This is a genomic window from Pseudomonas sp. G3-39 (assembly GCF_054790485.1).
Genome location: NZ_CP186497.1, coordinates 4,720,177 through 4,738,263 on the forward strand (window position 1 = coordinate 4,720,177; position 18,087 = coordinate 4,738,263).

Consider the following 18,087-nt stretch of genomic DNA (forward strand, 5'->3'; position numbering starts at 1 on the left):
CCCGCGCCTGAGTCCAAGGCTAGATGATTTTTGACTGCATTCACGCAAATCTTCGCTCACAGGCCACGGCGTCGCGCCGGGACGACTATGCTGAACACGGCGCAATACTCCATCGGTCGAACCGACAAGTTGCGAGGGAAAAGGATGCCCCGGATGACACCCGCCAGCGGCCTCATGGGCGGCGCGGCATGAACCAGCCAGCAGCGCAGATCAATCGTCGGGTGCTTATCGTCGACGACAGCCCGTCGATTCATGGCGATTTCGCCAAGATTCTCTGCCCGCTCGTCCCCGCTGACGACGGCCTGGGCGAAACCGAGAATCTGTTGTTTGGCACCCCGTCCGCGACACCGTCCCAGCATTTCGAGCTGGACTCGGCCTTTCAGGGCCGCGAAGCGCTGGAAAAACTCGAAGCCGCGCTGGCTGAAAACCGCCCCTACGCCATGGCGTTCATCGACATGCGCATGCCGCCAGGCTGGGATGGCCTGGAGACCATCGAACGGCTGTGGCAAGTCGACCCCAAGCTGCAAGTCGCGCTGTGCACGGCGTATTCCGACTATTCCTGGGAAGACATCGACCAGCGTCTGGCACTGAATGACCGCTTGCTGATTCTGAAAAAGCCGTTCGACGCGATCGAGATCCGGCAGATGGCCAGCGCGCTCACGGTCAAATGGCAGATGACCGAAGACGCCGAGCTGAAAATGAACCAGCTGGAACAGGCGGTTCAGGAGCGCACCCGCGAGCTGTCCGACGCCAACATGATTGTGCAGAACAGCCCGACCATCCTGTACCGGCTGCGCGGCGATCCGTCGTTTGCCCTGATGTACATCTCCCACAACATCACCCGCTACGGCCATGTCGCCGCCGACCTGCTGCGCTCGCCCAACTGGGCGCAGGAACTGATTCATCCGGACGATCAGGCCAGCGTCGATGCCGCCATGGCCCGGGTGCTGGATCGGCATGCGTCAGGCGCTTCGATCGAGTTCCGGATGCGCACCGGCCAGGGCACCTGGCGCTGGGTGGAAAACCGCTACATCCCGGTGCGCGATGATGACGGCCGTCTGCTGGAAGTCGAAGGCATCATCCTCGACATCACCGAGCGCCGCGTGGCCGAGGAAAAACTGGCGTTACTGGCGCGCTCCGACGGCCTGACAGGCCTGGCCAATCGCGCCACGCTGATCGAACGCCTGCATCAGGCCTTCGCCGCCGCGCGTCGGGGGGCCGCGCCGTTTGCGGTGTTTTACCTGGATCTGGACCACTTCAAACGGATCAACGACACCTTGGGCCACCCGGTGGGCGATCTGCTGCTGCAGGAAGTCGCCCGCCGCATCAAATCAGGCGTGCGCGAAAGCGACGTGGTGGCGCGCCTGGGCGGCGATGAATTCGCGATCCTGCAACTGGACGTCAGCGATCCGACCCAATCAGCCGCCATGGCGGCCAATATCCGCGACACGCTGCTGGCGCCCTACAACCTGGCCGGCAATGCGTTGCACATTTCGGTGAGCATCGGCATCAGCAGTTACAGCGAGCTCAGTCTCGACGCCGACAGCCTGCTCGGGCAGGCCGACATGGCGCTGTACCGCGCCAAGGAAATGGGGCGCAATCAGTATCACTTCCACTCCGAGGACATCTCGCGGGAAGTGGCCGAACGCATGACCCTGGTCGACGAATTGACCAGCGCCCTTCAGGGCAATCAACTGTTGCTGCATTACGCACCGGAGATTGACCTGCACAGCGGCAGGATCCTGGGCATGGAGGCGCAAATCCTCTGGCAACATCCGCGCCTCGGCCTGCTGCCGGCCTCCGCTTTCGTACCGATAGCGGAGAAAACCGGCGCGATCATTCCGCTCGGGCGCTGGGTACTGAATCACGCCTGCCACCAGATGCACCTGTGGCGAAATGACGGAGTCGCCCCGCCAGTGATGGCGATCAAGATTTCCCTGGCACAGCTCAAAAGTGGCCCCGAACTGATCTACGACGTTCTGCGCACCACCGCACGCTGGGAACTCGCCCCCTGGGACCTGCGATTCGATGTCACCGAAGCCACGCTGGCCCAGACCAAGTGGACCCACAACGATGCATTGCCGCGCCTGCGTGAGCTGGGCGTGGCGATTGCCATCGATGATTTCGGCACCGAATATTCCTCGTTCGATTACCTGAAAACCTACCGGGTCAATCACCTCAAACTGGCCCAGGGCTTTATCGCCAGCGCGTCCCAGGATGCGGCCGGAGCCAACGCCCTGCGAGCGATCGTCAATTTCGCCCGGGATCTGGACATCGGCATCATCGCAGAAGGCCAGACACCCCTGAATCGACCTGATGTTCCCCGTGCCGAAGCACCGCTGCCCAGCGCACAGGGGTTGTATTTCAGCGAAGCGGTCAGCGCCGAACAGGCGGGCCGGTTGCTCCGGGACGTGCCCCGCGCGGCGCCCTCCCCCAAGGAGGATGAGGCATGAAAACGGCCTTCCCCCAGACCAACCGGCGCATCCTGATCATCGATGACACGCCAGCGATTCATGAAGACTTTCGCAAGATTCTGGCCCCGCAGGCGCAGGACGACGTCGACTTGCATCAGTTGGAACAGACGCTGTTCGGTACCCGCCAATCGCCGCACCTGACCTTCCAGCTCGACTCCGCCTATCAGGGCCAGGAAGCCCTGGCCCTGGTCAAACAGGCGCTGAGCCATGGCAGTCCGTATGCCCTCGCCTTCATCGACATGCGCATGCCACCGGGCTGGGATGGCCTGGAAACCATCGAACAGCTATGGCGTGTCGATCCAAATCTGCAGGTTGCCCTGTGCACCGCGTACAGCGACTACAGCTGGGAGGCGATGGCCGAACGGCTGGAATTCGGCGACCAGTTGCTGATCCTGAAAAAGCCGTTCGACAGTCTGGAAATCCGTCAGATGGCCAACGCCCTGACCTGGAAATGGCAACTGGCGCAGGACGCGGCGCTGAAGATGCTCAGCCTTGAGCAGACCATCGAGGCGCGGGTTCACGAATTGCTCAAGGTCTCGCATCTGTTGCAATACGACAGCCTCACGGAGCTGCCCAACAGCACCCTGCTGGGTGATCGCCTGAGCCAGGCCATGGCTGTCTGCCGGCGCCATGACAAGCAACTGGTGGTGATGTTTCTCGGCCTGGATCGCTTCAAGCGCATCAACAATGCGCTGGGCCATCCGGCGGGCGATGAAATGCTCAAACGCACCGCCCGCCAACTGCTGTCATGCGTGCGTGATTCCGACTCGGTGTTTCGCTATGGCTCGGACGAGTTCGTGGTGATCCTCGGCGACATCAACCATCCCCAGCAAACCCACGGCGTCGCGGAAAAACTGCTGGCTGCCATTCGTCTGCCGCAGACGATAGCCGGGCATGACGTCAGCGTCACCGCCAGCGTCGGCATCAGCGTGTACCCCGATGACGGCCTCGAAGCCATCGAGCTGATCAAGAAAGCCGAGACGGCGATGCGCAACGTCAAGGAACACGGCCCTGACAGCGTTGGCTTCTTCATCGAAGCCATGAACCAGCACGCCCGCGAGCAGCACAGCATCGAGTCGGGCATTCGCCGCGCTCTGCACGAGCACGAGTTTGTCCTGCACTATCAGCCGAAAATCGACCTGCGCAGCGGCACCGTGGTCGGCGCCGAAGCGCTGATACGCTGGCAGAAACCGGGACACGGCTGGATCTACCCGGCGCAGTTCATTCCAGTGGCCGAAGACACGGGGCTGATCGTTCCCCTGAGCAAATGGGTACTGGGCGAAGCCTGTCGCCAGACCCGCGCCTGGCAAACAGCCGGTCTGCCGCCGATCCGCATATCGGTGAACATGTCGCCCATCGATTTTCGCCAGCGTGACTTCGTTACGGGCGTCGAACGCGTGCTTGAGCAGACAGGCCTGGCCCCTGACTGGCTGGAGATCGAGATCACCGAAGGTGTGCTGATGCAGAACGTCGAAACAACGATGGCAGCGCTCAATCGTTTGAAGGCGCTGGGTACCCGCCTGGCCATCGATGACTTCGGCACCGGCTATTCCAGCCTGAGTTACCTGCGCCGGTTTCCGATTGATGTGCTGAAGATCGACCAATCGTTCATTCGCGGTCTGTGCAACGACAGCAACGATGCGGCACTGGTCAGCGCCATCATCAGCCTGGGCAGGAGTCTGGGGCTCAACGTCATCGCCGAAGGCATCGAAACCGCCGAGCAACTGGCGTTCCTCAAGGCCCACGACTGCGAAGAAGGTCAGGGCTACTTTTTCAGCAAGGCATTACCGGCTGACGACTTTGCGCACTGGCTGGCCAGCGCAGCCCCGCCACCGTGGACAGCGCGATGAACGCCTCGATACCGGCCTTGAGTCAAGGAGACGATTGCCGATGAACCTGTTCCGTCACGCCATGGCGCTGCTGCTGTGCGGACTCTGCGCCGGGGCCAGTGCCGACCCGCTGGACGAGCCGCTCAAACCGTTGCCCGCCGTGCCACAGCAGGACGCCCGGCGCGTGGAACTGGGACGTCGGTTATTCCACGAGCCACGCTTGTCGATCAACAACACACTGTCCTGTGCCAGTTGCCACCAACTGGACAAGAACGGTGCCGACAGCCGGTCGCTCTCGCTGGGGTTCGACGGCAAACCGGTGGCGGTCAACACACCGACCGTGTTCAACGCCAGCCTCAATTTCCGCCAGTTCTGGGACGGCCGCGTCGAGACGCTGGAAGAACAGAGCAATGTCGTCATCACCAGCCCCCATGAAATGGGCAGCGACTGGAGCACGGTCGTCGAGCGGATCGCCAACGACGCCGATTACCGCCGCGATTTCGCCGCCACCTACCCGGACGGCGTGACCAAGACCAACATCCAGCAGGCGCTGGCCAGTTTCGAACGTACCTTGCTGACCCCCGACTCACGCTTCGATCAGTACCTGCTGGGCAATACCGACATCCTCACGCTGGACGAAAAATACGGTTATCAGCGCTTCAAGGAGTACGGCTGTATCGCCTGCCATCAGGGGGTGAACATCGGCGGCAACATGTTCCAGAAATTCGGCGTGTTCGGTGATTACATTGCCGATCGCGGCAACCCGACCGTGGCCGATCAGGGTCGTTTCAACGTGACCGGCGACGAAGTCGACCGGGCGGTGTTCAAGGTGCCGAGCCTGCGCAATGTCGCGATCACCGCACCGTATTTCCACGACGGCTCGGCGCCCACCCTCGAACGGGCCGTGGATGTGATGTTCCAGTATCAGTTGGGGCGCATGCCCAGCGAAGAGGACAAACGGCTGATCATGCTGTTTCTCACAACCCTGACCGGCCAACGGGAAGACAAACCATGATCAACATCTCGCGGCGACGCAGTCTGCTGTTGCTGACCCTGGTCGCCCTGGCACTGGCCTCGATCCTGCTGTTTCTGTACTTCAAGTCCAGCTCCGACCAGACCATGACGTACACCGAGTCGCGGGATCTGATCCGGCAGATCAAACAGCAGAACTCACTGTGGGAAAACGAGATCCTCAAGGCCAGGGTGGCACTGACCCACAACTACGATCCGTTGGTGTCACCGATGAACGAGATGAACCGGCTGTGGGCGCGCTTCGACGCAATCGAATCCGGGCATGGTCGCAGCGACTCGGCGCAATGGAACGAAGCTCACGAGGGTTTTCTGCAGGCGATGCAGGAGAAAACCCGTCTGGTCGAACAGTTCAAATCGCACAACGCGCTGCTGCGCAATTCCCTGGCGTTTTTGCCCACCGCCGAAGACGACATCCAAGAGCAGCTCGCCAACCTGGCGGACCTGGATAAATTACAGCTGCAGAACATCACCACCGACACCTATGACCTGCTGCTCAGCGCCTTGGAATTCGCCCAGGTCACCTCCGACGACAGGGCCGCCGACATCGAGGTCGGCCTGAACAAACTGAAGGTCAACGCCCAACGCCTTCCGCCGGCGTTTGAAGCCCCGATCAAGATCATGAGCAATCACATCAGCCTGATCGCTCGCGAGCAGCCACTGGTCAATCAGTTGCTCGAAAGCATCGAAAACATTCCCGTGGCCGAGCGCCTGGACACCCTCACCACCATGCTCGATCGCGATCAACAGCGCGTCGATCAGGTCGACCGCCAATACCACTTCTATCTGCTGCTGTTCTCGGTGCTGCTGATGTTGTCGCTGGTGTGGCTGGCCATCCGCCTGATCGGCAGTTTCGCCGAGATCAATCGGGTCAATACGGCCCTGCAAACCGCCAACGATGCACTGGAGCAACGCGTCGAGGAGCGCACCCGGGAACTCAAGAACGCCCAGAGCGAGCTGCTCGACGCTGCACGTCAGGCCGGCATGGCGGAAATCGCCACCAACGTGCTGCACAACGTCGGCAACGTGCTCAACAGCGTGAACATTTCCAGCGATCTGATCGCGCGCAAGCTGCGCAGCAGCAAGACCCAGGGCCTGGGCAAGGCGATGCAGCTGATCAACGAGCACCCGCACGACCTCGGCGCCTTTCTCAGCGAAGACGCCAAGGGCAAATTGCTCCCCGGTTATCTCAACCAGTTGGTCGGAGCCATCGCCCAGGAACAGCAGGAAATGATCGACGAATTGAACCAGATGAACAAAAGCGTCGATCACATCAAGGACATCGTCGCCACCCAGCAATCCTACGCCGGCGCCAACAGCATGACCGAGCCGCTGTTTATCAACGAGCTGCTCGAAGATGCGTTGCGCATGAACGCCGGGGCCCTGACCCGGCATCACGTCACGGTGGTCAAGGAGTACGCCGAGGTGCCGCAGGTGATGGGCGACAAACACCGTTTGCTGCTGATCCTGATCAACCTCATCAGCAATGCCAAATACGCCATGTCTGACCTCAGCAACCGCCCCCGCACCATGACCCTGGCGGTAAGAATCGTCGATGACAACTTCCTCGAAATCAGCGTCAGGGACGACGGCGAAGGCATCGCGCCGGAAAACATGACGCGGATCTTTGCCCACGGTTTCACCACCCGCAAGGAAGGTCACGGCTTCGGTCTGCACAGCTGCGCGCTGGCGGCCATCGAGATGAACGGGCACCTCACCGCGCACAGCGACGGACCGGGCAAAGGCGCGCTGTTCACCTTGCAGATCCCCCTGATCAGCGTCACGGAGAACGCATGAGCGAGCTGTCGAACCGCCGCATTCTGCTGATCGATGACATGCCGTCGATTCATGAAGACTTCCGCAAGATCCTCGCGCCACCGGCAGCACAGTCAGTGGAGCTGGATGAGATGGAAGCAGCACTGTTTGGCGCTCAGATTCGCGCCGAACGTCCGCCGTTCGAGCTGGACTCGGCCTACGGCGGCGAGGAAGGTCTGGGCAAACTGATGCAGGCCTTGCAGGAACAACGCCCTTACGCGCTGGCCTTCGTCGACATGCGCATGCCCGACGGCTGGGACGGCGCGAAAACCATCGAACACCTGTGGCAGCAGGATCCGCAGTTGCAGGTGGTGGTGTGTACCGCCTACTCGGATTATTCCTGGGATGAACTGCTCGAACGTCTGCAAGCGCATGACCGATTGCTGATCCTGAAAAAGCCGTTCGACAACATCGAAGTGCAGCAGATGGCCAACACCCTGCTGACCAAATGGCAGATGACCGAACGCGCCTCGTTGCAGATGCATCATCTGGAACATCTGGTCGACCAGCGTACCGCGCAGTTCAAGCAGGCCAGCGAAGAACTGCAGCGCGAAATAGATGAACGCAAGCAACTGGAAAGTCAGTTGGTGCAGTCGGAAAAGCTTGCTTCATTGGGGCAAATGGCGGCCGGCGTGGCCCATGAAATCAATAACCCGATCGGCTTCATCTCCTCCAACCTCGGCACCCTCGACGGCTACTTCAACCAATTGTTGAGCGTACTCGATGCCTGGCAGACGCTGGGCCCCACGCCGGACAGCGAATCCGTGGCCCGACTTGAACAACTGCGCAAAGACGCCGATCTGGATTTTCTGCTCGAAGACATTCCGGTGTTGATCCGCGAATCCAAGGAAGGCATTGGCCGGGTCGGACAGATCGTCAAGGATCTGAAGGATTTCTCCCGGGTCGATACCCATCAGCAATGGCAGTGGGCCAATCTGCAACAAGGCATCGACTCGACGCTGAACATCGTCGCCAGCGAACTCAAGTACAAGGCCGATGTGATCAAGGAATATCAACCGTTGCCGGACATCGAGTGCCTGCCCTCGCAAATCAATCAGGTGATCATGAACCTGGTGGTCAACGCGGCGCAGGCCATGGGGCCCGAGCGCGGCACCATTACTTTGCGTACCGGGCAGCAGCAGGACACGGCCTGGGTGGAAGTCGCGGATACCGGCGCGGGAATCGCGCCGGACATCCTGCAGAAAATCTTCGATCCGTTTTTCACCACCAAACCGGTCGGTCAGGGCACCGGGCTGGGCCTGTCCCTGTCCTACGGCATCGTGAAAAAACACGGTGGCGACATTTCGGTCCGCAGCGAACCAGGCGTGGGCACAACCTTTCGCGTCGAGTTACCGATGCGCCAGAGCCGACCCGCAGCCTGAGGTGTCTCAGGTCGCTTCCTGAAAATCCATCTCCGGCGGCTGACGACGAAAGCCGCCCGTGAGCACCGCCAGATACACCACGCCAATCGCCAGCCAGCTCAGGCCCAGATACACCGCCAGGTGATCCAGGCTGACCATCAGCCACAAGTCCGCCACCAACCCGATGAACGGGAAGAGCAGAAACAGCACCAGCTCACGCGGGCCCTTTTTCTCGCCGCCGATCCAGTAATGAAAGATCACCGACAGGTTGACCAGACTGAACGCCAGGAACGCGCCGAAGTTGATGAACGAAGTGGACGTGGTCACGTCGAGTTTCAGCGCCAGCAACGCCACCACTGCACACAGCAGGATGCTGTTGACCGGTGTGCCGAAGCGCGCATGCAAGGTGCCGAAAAACGACTTGGGCAACACGCCGTCGCGGCCCATCGCAAACAGCAGACGCGAACCGCTGGCCTGGGCCGACAACCCCGAGGCGAACTGGCCGACGATCAAGCCAATGAGGAAGATCGAGACGAACAGATCGCCGCCGATGTTGCGCGCAATTTCATAGGCCGCCGAATCGACGCTGTCGAACTGGAATGACGGGTGGGCGATCTGCACAAAGTACGACACCCCGACGAAGATCAGCCCGCCGATCAGCGTGATCAACATGATCGCCCGTGGAATGGTGCGGCGTGGGTCGCGGGTCTCTTCGGTCAGCGTGCTGACCGCGTCGAAACCGAGGAACGAATAACAGGCGATAGCCGCGCCACTCATGATCAGCGGCATCTGCATGTCGCCATTGAAGAACGGTTTGATCGACCACAACGGCGTGCGCGCATCGCCGCCGACGTAGTGCACGCACAACGCGACGAAAGCGATCAGCACCAGAAATTGCACCAGCATCAGCAAGGCGTTGATGCCGTTGGCCAGTTTCAGACCGATGATGTTGATCGCGCTGGTGATGCCGATGAACGCCAGTACCCAGATCCACTGCGGGATCGACGGGAAGGCCGAAGCGAGGTACGCCGCGCCGATCAGCCAGATCGCCATCGGCAAAAACAGGTAATCGAGCAGCACCGCCCAACCGGCGATGAAGCCGAGCTTGGGGCTGATCGCCTTGCGCACGTAGCTGTAAGCGGAACCGGCGACCGGGAACGCGGCGGCCATGCGCCCGTAGCTCATGGCGGTGAAGAACATCGCCACCAGTGCCGCCAGATACGCGGCCGGGACCATGCCGGCGGTGGATTGCGCGAGGATGCCGAAAGTGCCGAGGACAATGATCGGCGTCATGTAGGCGATGCCGAACAGCACCACCGACCCTAATGAAAGGGTGCGTTGCAAACGAGCCATGGGCGACTTACTCCGAATGTTATTGGATTTATGGCAGAGCCGAGTTCGGCGAATATTTCGGGTGTGGCTTTGTTGTTTTTTGGATCAAGCAGGTGTGTTGTCTGGACTGGCCTCTTCGCGAGCAAGCCCGCTCCCACAGTGACCGCATTCCCCTGTGGGAGCGGGCTTGCTCGCGAAGGCGTCAGCCCGACCGACACAGAACCCGGATCAGCGCGCAGGAATCAGCAACTCACGCAATCCAGAAGCGTGCTCCACCACCTCCCCCGGCAGTTTCAAACGCTGATCATCCAGGTAGCGGTAATCCTTGCGCGCAATCACCAACCGGTCGAAATCCAGCTCGACGCTGAACTGCCCCTCTTCCCGCCCCGCTTCGAACAGCAATTCCCCCAACGGATCCACCAGCGCACTGCCGCCGGCAAACATCAAACCGTCATCCCCGGCCTCGACGCGGTTGACCATCAGCGCAAACGCCTGGTTTTCCTGGGCGCGGGCCATGATCGCGGTACGGTGAGTCGGGGCGTACGGGTCCATGTTGCCGTTGGTCACGATCAGCAATTCGGCACCCAGTTGCGCCAGTGCGCGGGCGGATTCGGGAAACTCGATGTCGTAGCAGATCAGCAGGCCGGCGCGCACGCCGTTCCACTCGCAAGTGGCATAGCGGTCGCCCGCCTCGAACACGCCGCGATCCGACGCCCAGAGGTGGGTTTTGCGATATTTCAGCGCGATGCCTTCCGGGGTGATCAGCAGCGTGGTGTTGTAGAAGCGCCCGTTGTCGCTTTCGGCCATGCCGATCACCACGGCGATATTGCGCTCGCGGGCGGCGGCCAGCACGGCGCGGACGGTCGGGCCATCCAGCGGCTCGGCGATCTGCGCCACGGTGTCGACGCTCGGGAAGCCCATCAGGTGGGTTTCCGGGAACACGATCAGTTGCGTGTCGGCGGCGCATGCGGCAATCGCCGCGAGGGCACGTTCGAGGTTGTACGCCGTGTCTTTGTCACGGCCCGCCAGCTGGGCGAGTTCGACTTTCATCGCGAGTCCTTATGGTCATGCCCGGGCGCTGAAAGATTGCCCGGTGGCTGTCTGTGGGCCAGTATGCGCAGCAAGCAACCGGCCAGGGAATCACGCGGCCGGGGTAACCCGATAGGGGTAGATCCATGACCGTTTCGTTTGATGACATCACCTGGCACCGCGCCGTCGGGCAACTGATCGACGCGCTGGACAAGCCGAATTTCTGGGCGCAACTGGTGCGTCTGCTCGACCAGTACGTGGCGTTCGATAGTTGGGTGGTGCTGCTGTTCAGTGCCGATCAGCACCCGCAGGTGTTCGCCGAATGCCCCGGCGAGGACGGCAGTCCCGACCCGCTGTTTCAGGATTATCTGCGCGGGTTGTACCTGCTCGACCCGTTCTACATCGCCTGCCGCGAGCAGTCGCGCACCGGGCTGTACCGCCTGTCCGAGGTGGCACCGGAGCATTTCGAGCTGACCGAGTATTACCAGCGATACTTTCGTCTGAATGTGGTCGCCGACGAAATCCAGTTCAATTGCCAACTCGAAGGCGAGCGCACGTTGTGCCTGTCGCTAGGCAGTGAAAAACGTTTCACTGGCGAACAGATCGCTTTGCTGTCTTTGATCCAGCCGTGGGTGCTGGGCCTGTTGCGTCAGCGCCTGCCGTACGAGATCAACCAGACCGTGGCCCTCGCTGCCGCGCCAGCTGCGGCCGACTGGCGAGTGCAACTGGAAGCCTCGGTGCAACAACTCAAGGGTGCGCAACTGACCGCCCGGGAGCTGGATGTCGGGCGTTTGATGCTCAGCGGTTGCTCCAGTAAAGAAATCGCCCGTAAGCTGGAAATCTCCGTAGAAACCGTGAAAGTCCATAAGAAACATATGTACAGCAAGCTGGGGATCAAATCCCAGTCGGAGCTGTTTTCGATTTTTCTCCAGGCGCAGAACGCCTGATAACGCGTGGAAATGCTTTCCTGTGTCGACAGATTCTCTGTGGTGAGGGGATTCATCCCCGATGGGCTGCGCAGCAGCCCCAAGTCTATGCATGCGGTCTTTCAGTTAAACCGCAGTGAATGGTTTTGGGGCGGCTTCGCCACCCATCGGGGATAAATCCCCTCACCACAATAAATCTCATCAACAGGCCCGCCTGCTGCCACAGGTTTGCAAACCATTGAGTCCGAACCAAGGAAACCGTATGAGCCTGTCACTCCTCAGCCGCTACGCCTTCTTTGCCGTCTGCGTGATTTTCACCCTCGCCAGCCTGCCCTTTCTCGAACACGACTGGCTGTGGCCGATCACCGCCGTCACCGGCGTACTGAGCCTGCTTGGTCTGTTCGACCTGCTGCAGAGCCCGCACGCGGTGCGCCGCAACTACCCGATCCTGGGCAACATCCGCTATCTGGTCGAAGGCATCCGCCCGGAGATCCGCCAGTACCTGCTGGAATCCGACAGCGACGCCCTGCCCTTCTCCCGCGCCCAGCGTTCGCTGGTGTACTCGCGGGCGAAAAATGAAAGCGCCGACAAACCCTTCGGCACGCTGATCGACGTGTATCAATCGGGCTTCGAATTCATCGGCCACTCGATGCGCCCGGCGCCGTTGAGCGACCCGAGCGGTTTCCGCGTCACCGTCGGCGGCCCGCAGTGCACCCAGCCGTATTCGGCCTCGGTGTTCAACATCTCGGCGATGAGCTTCGGCTCGCTCAGCGCCAACGCCATCCGCGCGCTGAATCAGGGCGCCAAGCTCGGCAACTTCGCCCACGATACCGGCGAAGGCAGCATCAGCCCGTATCACCGCGAACACGGCGGCGACCTGACTTGGGAACTGGGCAGCGGCTACTTCGGCTGCCGCACCAGCGATGGCCGTTTCGACCCGGAACGCTTTGCCACCCAGGCGCAGAACCCGCAGGTGCGGATGATCGAAATCAAGATGAGCCAGGGCGCCAAACCCGGCCACGGCGGGATCCTGCCCAAGCACAAGGTCACCCAGGAAATCGCCGACACCCGTGGTATCCAGATGGGCGAAGACTGCATCTCGCCGTCACGCCACAGCGCGTTTTCCACGCCAATCGAAATGATGCATTTCATCCAGCAACTGCGTGAACTGTCCGGCGGCAAACCGGTGGGCTTCAAGTTTTGCCTCGGGCATCCGTGGGAGTTCATGGGCATCGCCAAGGCCATGCTGGAAACCGGCATCCTGCCGGATTTCATCGTGGTCGACGGCAAGGAAGGTGGCACCGGCGCCGCGCCCGTGGAGTTCACCGACCACATCGGCGTACCGATGCGCGAGGGTCTGCTGTTTGTGCACAACACCCTGGTCGGCCTGAATCTGCGCGACAAGATCAAACTCGGCGCCAGCGGCAAGATCGTCAGTGCCTTCGACATCGCCAGCGTGCTGGCCATCGGCGCCGACTGGGCCAACTCCGCGCGCGGCTTCATGTTCGCCATCGGCTGCATCCAGTCGCAAAGCTGCCACACCAACAAATGCCCGACCGGCGTCGCCACCCAGGACGCTCTGCGCCAACGCGCCCTCGTCGTCCCGGACAAGGCTCAGCGCGTCTACAACTTCCACCGCAACACGCTCAAGGCGCTGGCAGAAATGCTCGCCGCCGCAGGCCTTGAGCATCCGTCGCAACTGTCGGCCAAGCACCTGGTGCGCCGCATGTCGGCGACCGAGATCAAACTGTTCTCGCAGTTGCATGTGTTTCTGAAACCGGGGGAATTGCTCACGGGTGAGGTGAATGGCGAGTTCTATTCGCGGATGTGGCAGATGGCGCGGGCGGACAGCTTTGAGCCGCAGGAAGTGGCGGCAGCCTGAGCGTCGTCACCAACTGAGCAGGCGGTGAGGCGGCGGCTCTTTCATGACGATGAAACCGTAATCGCCAATCAGGTAAATCCGGTAATACAGGCTGTCCACCAGCGCTGGAAACCCCTGATAGCCGACGCGGGTGGCATTGCGCCGTTCGCGTTCGGCGACCACGTTGGTAATGCCTGCTGACGGCAGATTTTCCGCGAGCATGAAGTAGTCGACGTTGAGCAAATACTTCAGAACCGGTAGCCGTTTGAATGAACCGGTCGCACTGACCAGCCAGCGATCGGAGTAGCTCACCGAGAGATAGATCCGCTTGGCTTCACGCAACTCGCGATGGGCGGCGATGTCGTGGCTCAGGCTGTACAGCGCGCTGTTGGCGAAGGTTTTCTGCAGGCTCAGCACCCGGCCATACGCGAAGGACAGCGAGAGTGTCGCCAGCAGCGGAATAATCAGCAGCAAGGGCAAGCGACGGTGCGCGGATGCCAACGCAACGTGAGACAGATAGAACAACCCCAGCAACAACACGCCGAAGCCCATCAGGGTGCGCGCGCCCTCATTGAAATCACGGAACAGCAGCGTGATCCCCGGCACCAGCAAGACCAGCACTGGCAGCGTCAGCAAGCACAGCAACAGGGTTGACCAACGGTTCTGGCGGTACTGAATCAGGCGCACACAGCCAGCGATCGCACACAACACCAGCGCAGCGAAAACCCACGGGTAGCCACCGTGAAACAGCAGCGCGACTTTCTCCAGGACCCGAGCGAAATTGATGCCGATCTGCAACAGCGGATCGGCGTCCAGGTTCAACAGATCCGTTTTTCGCAACGTTTCCATGAAAGGGTACGCCGTGGCGCTGTAGATCAGGATGCCCAGGCCCGCTTGTGCGAGTTTCCAGCCCAGCATCCGCAGAATCTCCGGCCACTGCGTTCGCCGCTGAACAGCCCTGATCAACTCGACACAACACAGACCGAGAAACACATTGAAGCTGATCTGATAAAGACCGATCGCCAGCGCCAGCAACGCCGCCGGCACCAGCCAGCGCTGCACCCGCGATGAACCTTCGAACGTGATGGCGTAGATGGCCGCGACCATGCTCAGGGCCATGATCGGGCCGTCGTATTGATAGGACAGGTTCTGCAGCAGGAACGGGTTGTACCAGAGTGGCAACGGCACCAGACAGCAGGCCAGCGTCGGTTCTGCAAAGTAGTGAAAGGTCAGGCGCGTCAGGGCCAGACTCATCGCTACGACGGCGAGCAACAGCGGCAACGGAAAGATGTTCGGCGCGGCGCCGGTGAATGTCAGCGCTTGATAAAACCAGTCGGCAAACAATCGCCCCTGCCCGGCCCAGGCATTGCCGGCGGCCAGCGTGCGCCAGTTGTCGTCGATGTACGGGAAGTCGGCGAGGATCAGGGGCAGGACGTAAAACGCGGTAGCCAGCAGGAAAAACAGCGCGACCTGACGCTGACTGAGTTCTCGTTGGAGAAATGCGCTCGTTCTCATGTGCGCGCCCCGTTTCAATGCCGCGCGAAATTGCGAAGTGATACAGGTTTGAGCCTTGCTTCGAGGTTTTTATCGCGCTTTCAGACCGGCGGTTACAGCTTCTGAAGCGCCCACGAAAAAAGCCCCGACCAATGGGCCGGGGCTTGTGTACACCGTACTGTCGACTTACGAAACCGAACGCACCGCACCCTGCGTTTCACCAGTCGGCTGCAGCTTGAACACGTAGAACAACACGGTCAGCAGCACCAGGAACACCGGCCCCACATATAGCGCCACGCGGGTGTCCGGGAAGTACGCCATCAGGCCGACCACCAGCACCAGGAACGCCAGCGCGAAGTACGAGCTGACCGGGTACAACCACATCTTGTATTTCAGGCCGGCACGTTCGCTGGCGCTCAGGCCTTTGCGGAATTTCAGTTGCGCCAGCAGGATCATCACCCAGGTCCAGATCGCGCCGAAGGTGGCGATCGAGGTCACCCAGACGAAGACTTTCTCCGGCACCAGGTAGTTGAGCAGCACGCCGATCAGCAGCGCGAAAATCGACAGCAGCAGCGCGCGGCGTGGCACGCCATTGGAGGTCTTGGCGAACCCGGCCGGAGCCTGGCCGTTCTGCGCCAGGCTGTAGAGCATGCGCCCGGTGCTGAAGATGCCGCCGTTGCACGACGACAGCGCCGCAGTGATCACCACGAAGTTGATGATGCCGGCGGCGGTCTTGATGCCCAGACGCTCGAAGGTCATCACGAACGGGCTGCCCTGAGTGCCGATTTCGTTCCACGGGTAGATCGACAGGATCACGAACAGCGCGCCGACGTAGAACAGCAGAATGCGCCAGAACACCGAGCCGATCGCATCGGGAATGGTCTTCTGCGGGTTCTTCGCTTCACCGGCGGTCAGGCCGATCATCTCGACACCGAGGTAGGCGAACATGACCATTTGCAGGGACATCAGCACACCGGTCACGCCGTTGGGCATGAAGCCGCCGTGGGCCCACAGGTTGGAAATCCCCAGCGCCACGCCATCGTTGCCGAAACCGAAAGCAATGATGCCGACGCCGCCGATGACCATGGCGATGATGGTGACGATCTTGATCAGGGCGAACCAGAACTCGAATTCACCGAAGGCTTTTACCGCGATGAGGTTGATCGAGCCCATGCTGATCAACGCCGCGAGGGCCCAGATCCAGCGCGGTACATCGGGGAACCAGATGCCCATGTACACGGCGACGGCGGTGATTTCCGCGACGCAGGTCACCAGCCACAGGAACCAGTAGTTCCAGCCGGTGAGAAAGCCCGCGAGCGGGCCGAGGTAGTCCTGGGCATAGCGGCTGAACGAACCGGCCACCGGGTTGTGCACGGCCATCTCGCCGAGGGCGCGCATGATCACCAGGATCGCCAGGCCGCCGAGAATGTACGACAGCATAATCGCCGGGCCGGCCATTTCAATGGCCTTGGCCGAGCCGAGAAACAGGCCGACGCCGATACAGGCACCGAGTGCCATCAGGCGAATATGCCGTTCACCGAGTTCGCGTTTGAGCGGGCCGCCGTGAGCGGTCTCGCCATGGGGCAGGTGATTGCCGACTGGCATAGGGATACAACCTCGTCTTGTTATTGGATATGACCACCGTGTGTCGAAGCCTCGACCGATAGGCCTCAGCTTCCCGACACCGCGCCTGCTTCGTGGGCAGACACGTCATGCAGGACCCTGCCTGCAAGATCAGCGGGGCGTGCAGTATAGAAAGCTTGTCACAGGGCTTTTCACTCTATAAGTGACAACATTCAGCTAGAAGTCTCGGCAAAAAGCCGCTTTGCGGAGAGATATTACCTGATATGCGTAGGAATATTCACCACAAAAAATCCCGGCGAGTATTGCACGATGATGGTGCACCGTCATGGCCCTGGTTTGGTGGTCTTGAAGATTAAAGAGCTCTAAACCGGTACTCCTCAGTTCATATGGCCTATTGCGTTGAAAGCTTTTTGTGGTGAGGGGATTTATCCCCGATGGACTGCGCAGCAGGCCCAAGCTCTTAAAATGTGATCACCCTTGGTCAGGGCCGCTTCGCGCCCCATCGGAGAAAAATCCCCTCGCCACACGTGACGTCAATATTCCCCGCCCCGCCTGAAAAACGAAAATTCCTACGGCATTTACAGACCCGGCTCAAGTAATCCGCCACTAGCCTTCAGACCTTGATTACTGAACGCAGGGAGCGAACATGCCAGTCAAACCAAATTCCTACCGTGTTCGTTTAGGACGACATTCCGAAACAGACCGAGCCTATTTCGTCACTTCAGTGGTGTATGACCGCCACCCCGTATTTTCCGACTGGCGCACAGGCCGTTTATTGGTTGCAGAGTTTCGCCACGCCCATGAACAAGGCTTAGTAGAGTCCATCGCCTGGGTGGTCATGCCTGATCACTTTCATTGGTTGATGCAGTTGAAAAGCGACAATCTTGGCAAAATCGTTGGCGCGGTAAAGGCGCGCTGCACCCAAGCCGTTAACAGGAAAACCGGTCGTCGCGGTCGATTGTGGCAAACCGGCTATCACGACCGCGCCATCCGTGATGGCGAAGACTTGAAACCGTTCGCCCGTTACATCATCGCCAATCCGCTACGGGCAGGATTGGTGGAGCGGATTGGCGACTACCCGCTTTGGGACGCCTGCTGGCTCTAGGCCCATTACTGAAACTAAATCATGTCAATTCATCTGTGGTCAGGAGATTTGAATGTGGTGAGGGGATTTATCTGTGGCGAGGGGATTTATCCCCGATGGACTGCGCAGCAGGCCCAGCTATTAAAATGCGTAGCCCCTTGTTCAAGGGCCGCTTCGCGCCCCATCGGGGATAAATCCCCTCACCACAGATAAATCCCCTCGCCACAGATAACCTCCACAGCCAGCGACTTCAGTTTTGTTCAGATGGC

12 protein-coding genes are annotated in these 18,087 nt (G+C 60.6%); 8 read left to right on the plus strand and 4 right to left on the minus strand.

The annotated features are described in order from the left end of the window. The first annotated feature begins 188 nt into the window (after nucleotides 1-188). From ACOYXG_RS21220 to ACOYXG_RS21240, 5 genes are read left to right on the plus strand one after another with little or no spacing between them, the layout of a single operon-like run. Nucleotides 189-2,453 (plus strand): GGDEF/EAL domain-containing response regulator, encoded by a 2,265-nt coding sequence (locus ACOYXG_RS21220; protein ID WP_333988598.1) that lies wholly within the window; start codon nucleotides 189-191, stop codon nucleotides 2,451-2,453. Continuing rightward, a complete protein-coding gene (locus tag ACOYXG_RS21225) occupies nucleotides 2,450-4,324 on the plus strand; it encodes a putative bifunctional diguanylate cyclase/phosphodiesterase (protein WP_460353824.1) in 1,875 nt (624 codons plus the stop codon). The genes ACOYXG_RS21220 and ACOYXG_RS21225 overlap by 4 nt, the downstream gene beginning before the upstream one ends. Nucleotides 4,325-4,364: 40 nt before the next feature. Beyond that, nucleotides 4,365-5,318: a cytochrome-c peroxidase gene (locus ACOYXG_RS21230; protein ID WP_460353827.1), complete on the plus strand. Its 954-nt coding sequence runs from the start codon at nucleotides 4,365-4,367 to the stop codon at nucleotides 5,316-5,318. Next, a complete protein-coding gene (locus ACOYXG_RS21235; protein ID WP_096795588.1) occupies nucleotides 5,315-7,129 on the plus strand; it encodes a DAHL domain-containing protein in 1,815 nt (604 codons plus the stop codon). Before ACOYXG_RS21230 ends, ACOYXG_RS21235 begins: the two co-directional genes overlap by 4 nt. Beyond that, the gene (locus ACOYXG_RS21240) at nucleotides 7,126-8,529 is read left to right on the plus strand and encodes an ATP-binding protein (RefSeq protein WP_097086081.1); all 1,404 of its coding nucleotides are present in this window, start codon (nucleotides 7,126-7,128) and stop codon (nucleotides 8,527-8,529) included. The genes ACOYXG_RS21235 and ACOYXG_RS21240 overlap by 4 nt, the downstream gene beginning before the upstream one ends. 6 nt (nucleotides 8,530-8,535) lie before the next feature. On the opposite strand, the gene ACOYXG_RS21245 is transcribed toward ACOYXG_RS21240, so the two are convergent. Both ACOYXG_RS21245 and ACOYXG_RS21250 read right to left on the minus strand, forming a co-directional pair. Then, nucleotides 8,536-9,861 carry an APC family permease gene (locus tag ACOYXG_RS21245; protein WP_097086084.1) on the minus strand — a complete coding sequence of 442 codons (1,326 nt, stop codon included), beginning with the start codon at nucleotides 9,859-9,861 and terminating at the stop codon, nucleotides 8,536-8,538. A 207-nt stretch (nucleotides 9,862-10,068) separates the two neighbouring features. Next, nucleotides 10,069-10,890 carry a carbon-nitrogen hydrolase family protein gene (locus ACOYXG_RS21250; protein WP_460353830.1) on the minus strand — a complete coding sequence of 274 codons (822 nt, stop codon included), beginning with the start codon at nucleotides 10,888-10,890 and terminating at the stop codon, nucleotides 10,069-10,071. A 125-nt stretch (nucleotides 10,891-11,015) separates the two neighbouring features. On the opposite strand from ACOYXG_RS21250, the gene ACOYXG_RS21255 reads away from it, so the two are divergent. Then, nucleotides 11,016-11,816: a helix-turn-helix transcriptional regulator gene (locus ACOYXG_RS21255; RefSeq protein ID WP_098965425.1), complete on the plus strand. Its 801-nt coding sequence runs from the start codon at nucleotides 11,016-11,018 to the stop codon at nucleotides 11,814-11,816. A 241-nt stretch (nucleotides 11,817-12,057) separates the two neighbouring features. Then, nucleotides 12,058-13,677, plus strand: a complete 1,620-nt coding sequence (locus ACOYXG_RS21260; protein ID WP_098965427.1) for an FMN-binding glutamate synthase family protein — start codon at nucleotides 12,058-12,060, stop codon at nucleotides 13,675-13,677. A gap of 6 nt (nucleotides 13,678-13,683) precedes the next feature. On the opposite strand, the gene ACOYXG_RS21265 is transcribed toward ACOYXG_RS21260, so the two are convergent. Beyond that, complete coding sequence (locus ACOYXG_RS21265) at nucleotides 13,684-15,171, minus strand: glucosyltransferase domain-containing protein (protein ID WP_460353835.1); 1,488 nt, start codon at nucleotides 15,169-15,171, stop codon at nucleotides 13,684-13,686. A 165-nt stretch (nucleotides 15,172-15,336) separates the two neighbouring features. After that, nucleotides 15,337-16,755: an amino acid permease gene (locus ACOYXG_RS21270; RefSeq protein WP_027612097.1), complete on the minus strand. Its 1,419-nt coding sequence runs from the start codon at nucleotides 16,753-16,755 to the stop codon at nucleotides 15,337-15,339. Between the two features lie 625 nt (nucleotides 16,756-17,380). On the opposite strand from ACOYXG_RS21270, the gene ACOYXG_RS21275 reads away from it, so the two are divergent. Further along, nucleotides 17,381-17,839, plus strand: a complete 459-nt coding sequence (locus ACOYXG_RS21275) for an REP-associated tyrosine transposase (RefSeq protein ID WP_460353837.1) — start codon at nucleotides 17,381-17,383, stop codon at nucleotides 17,837-17,839. Nucleotides 17,840-18,087 lie beyond the last annotated feature (248 nt).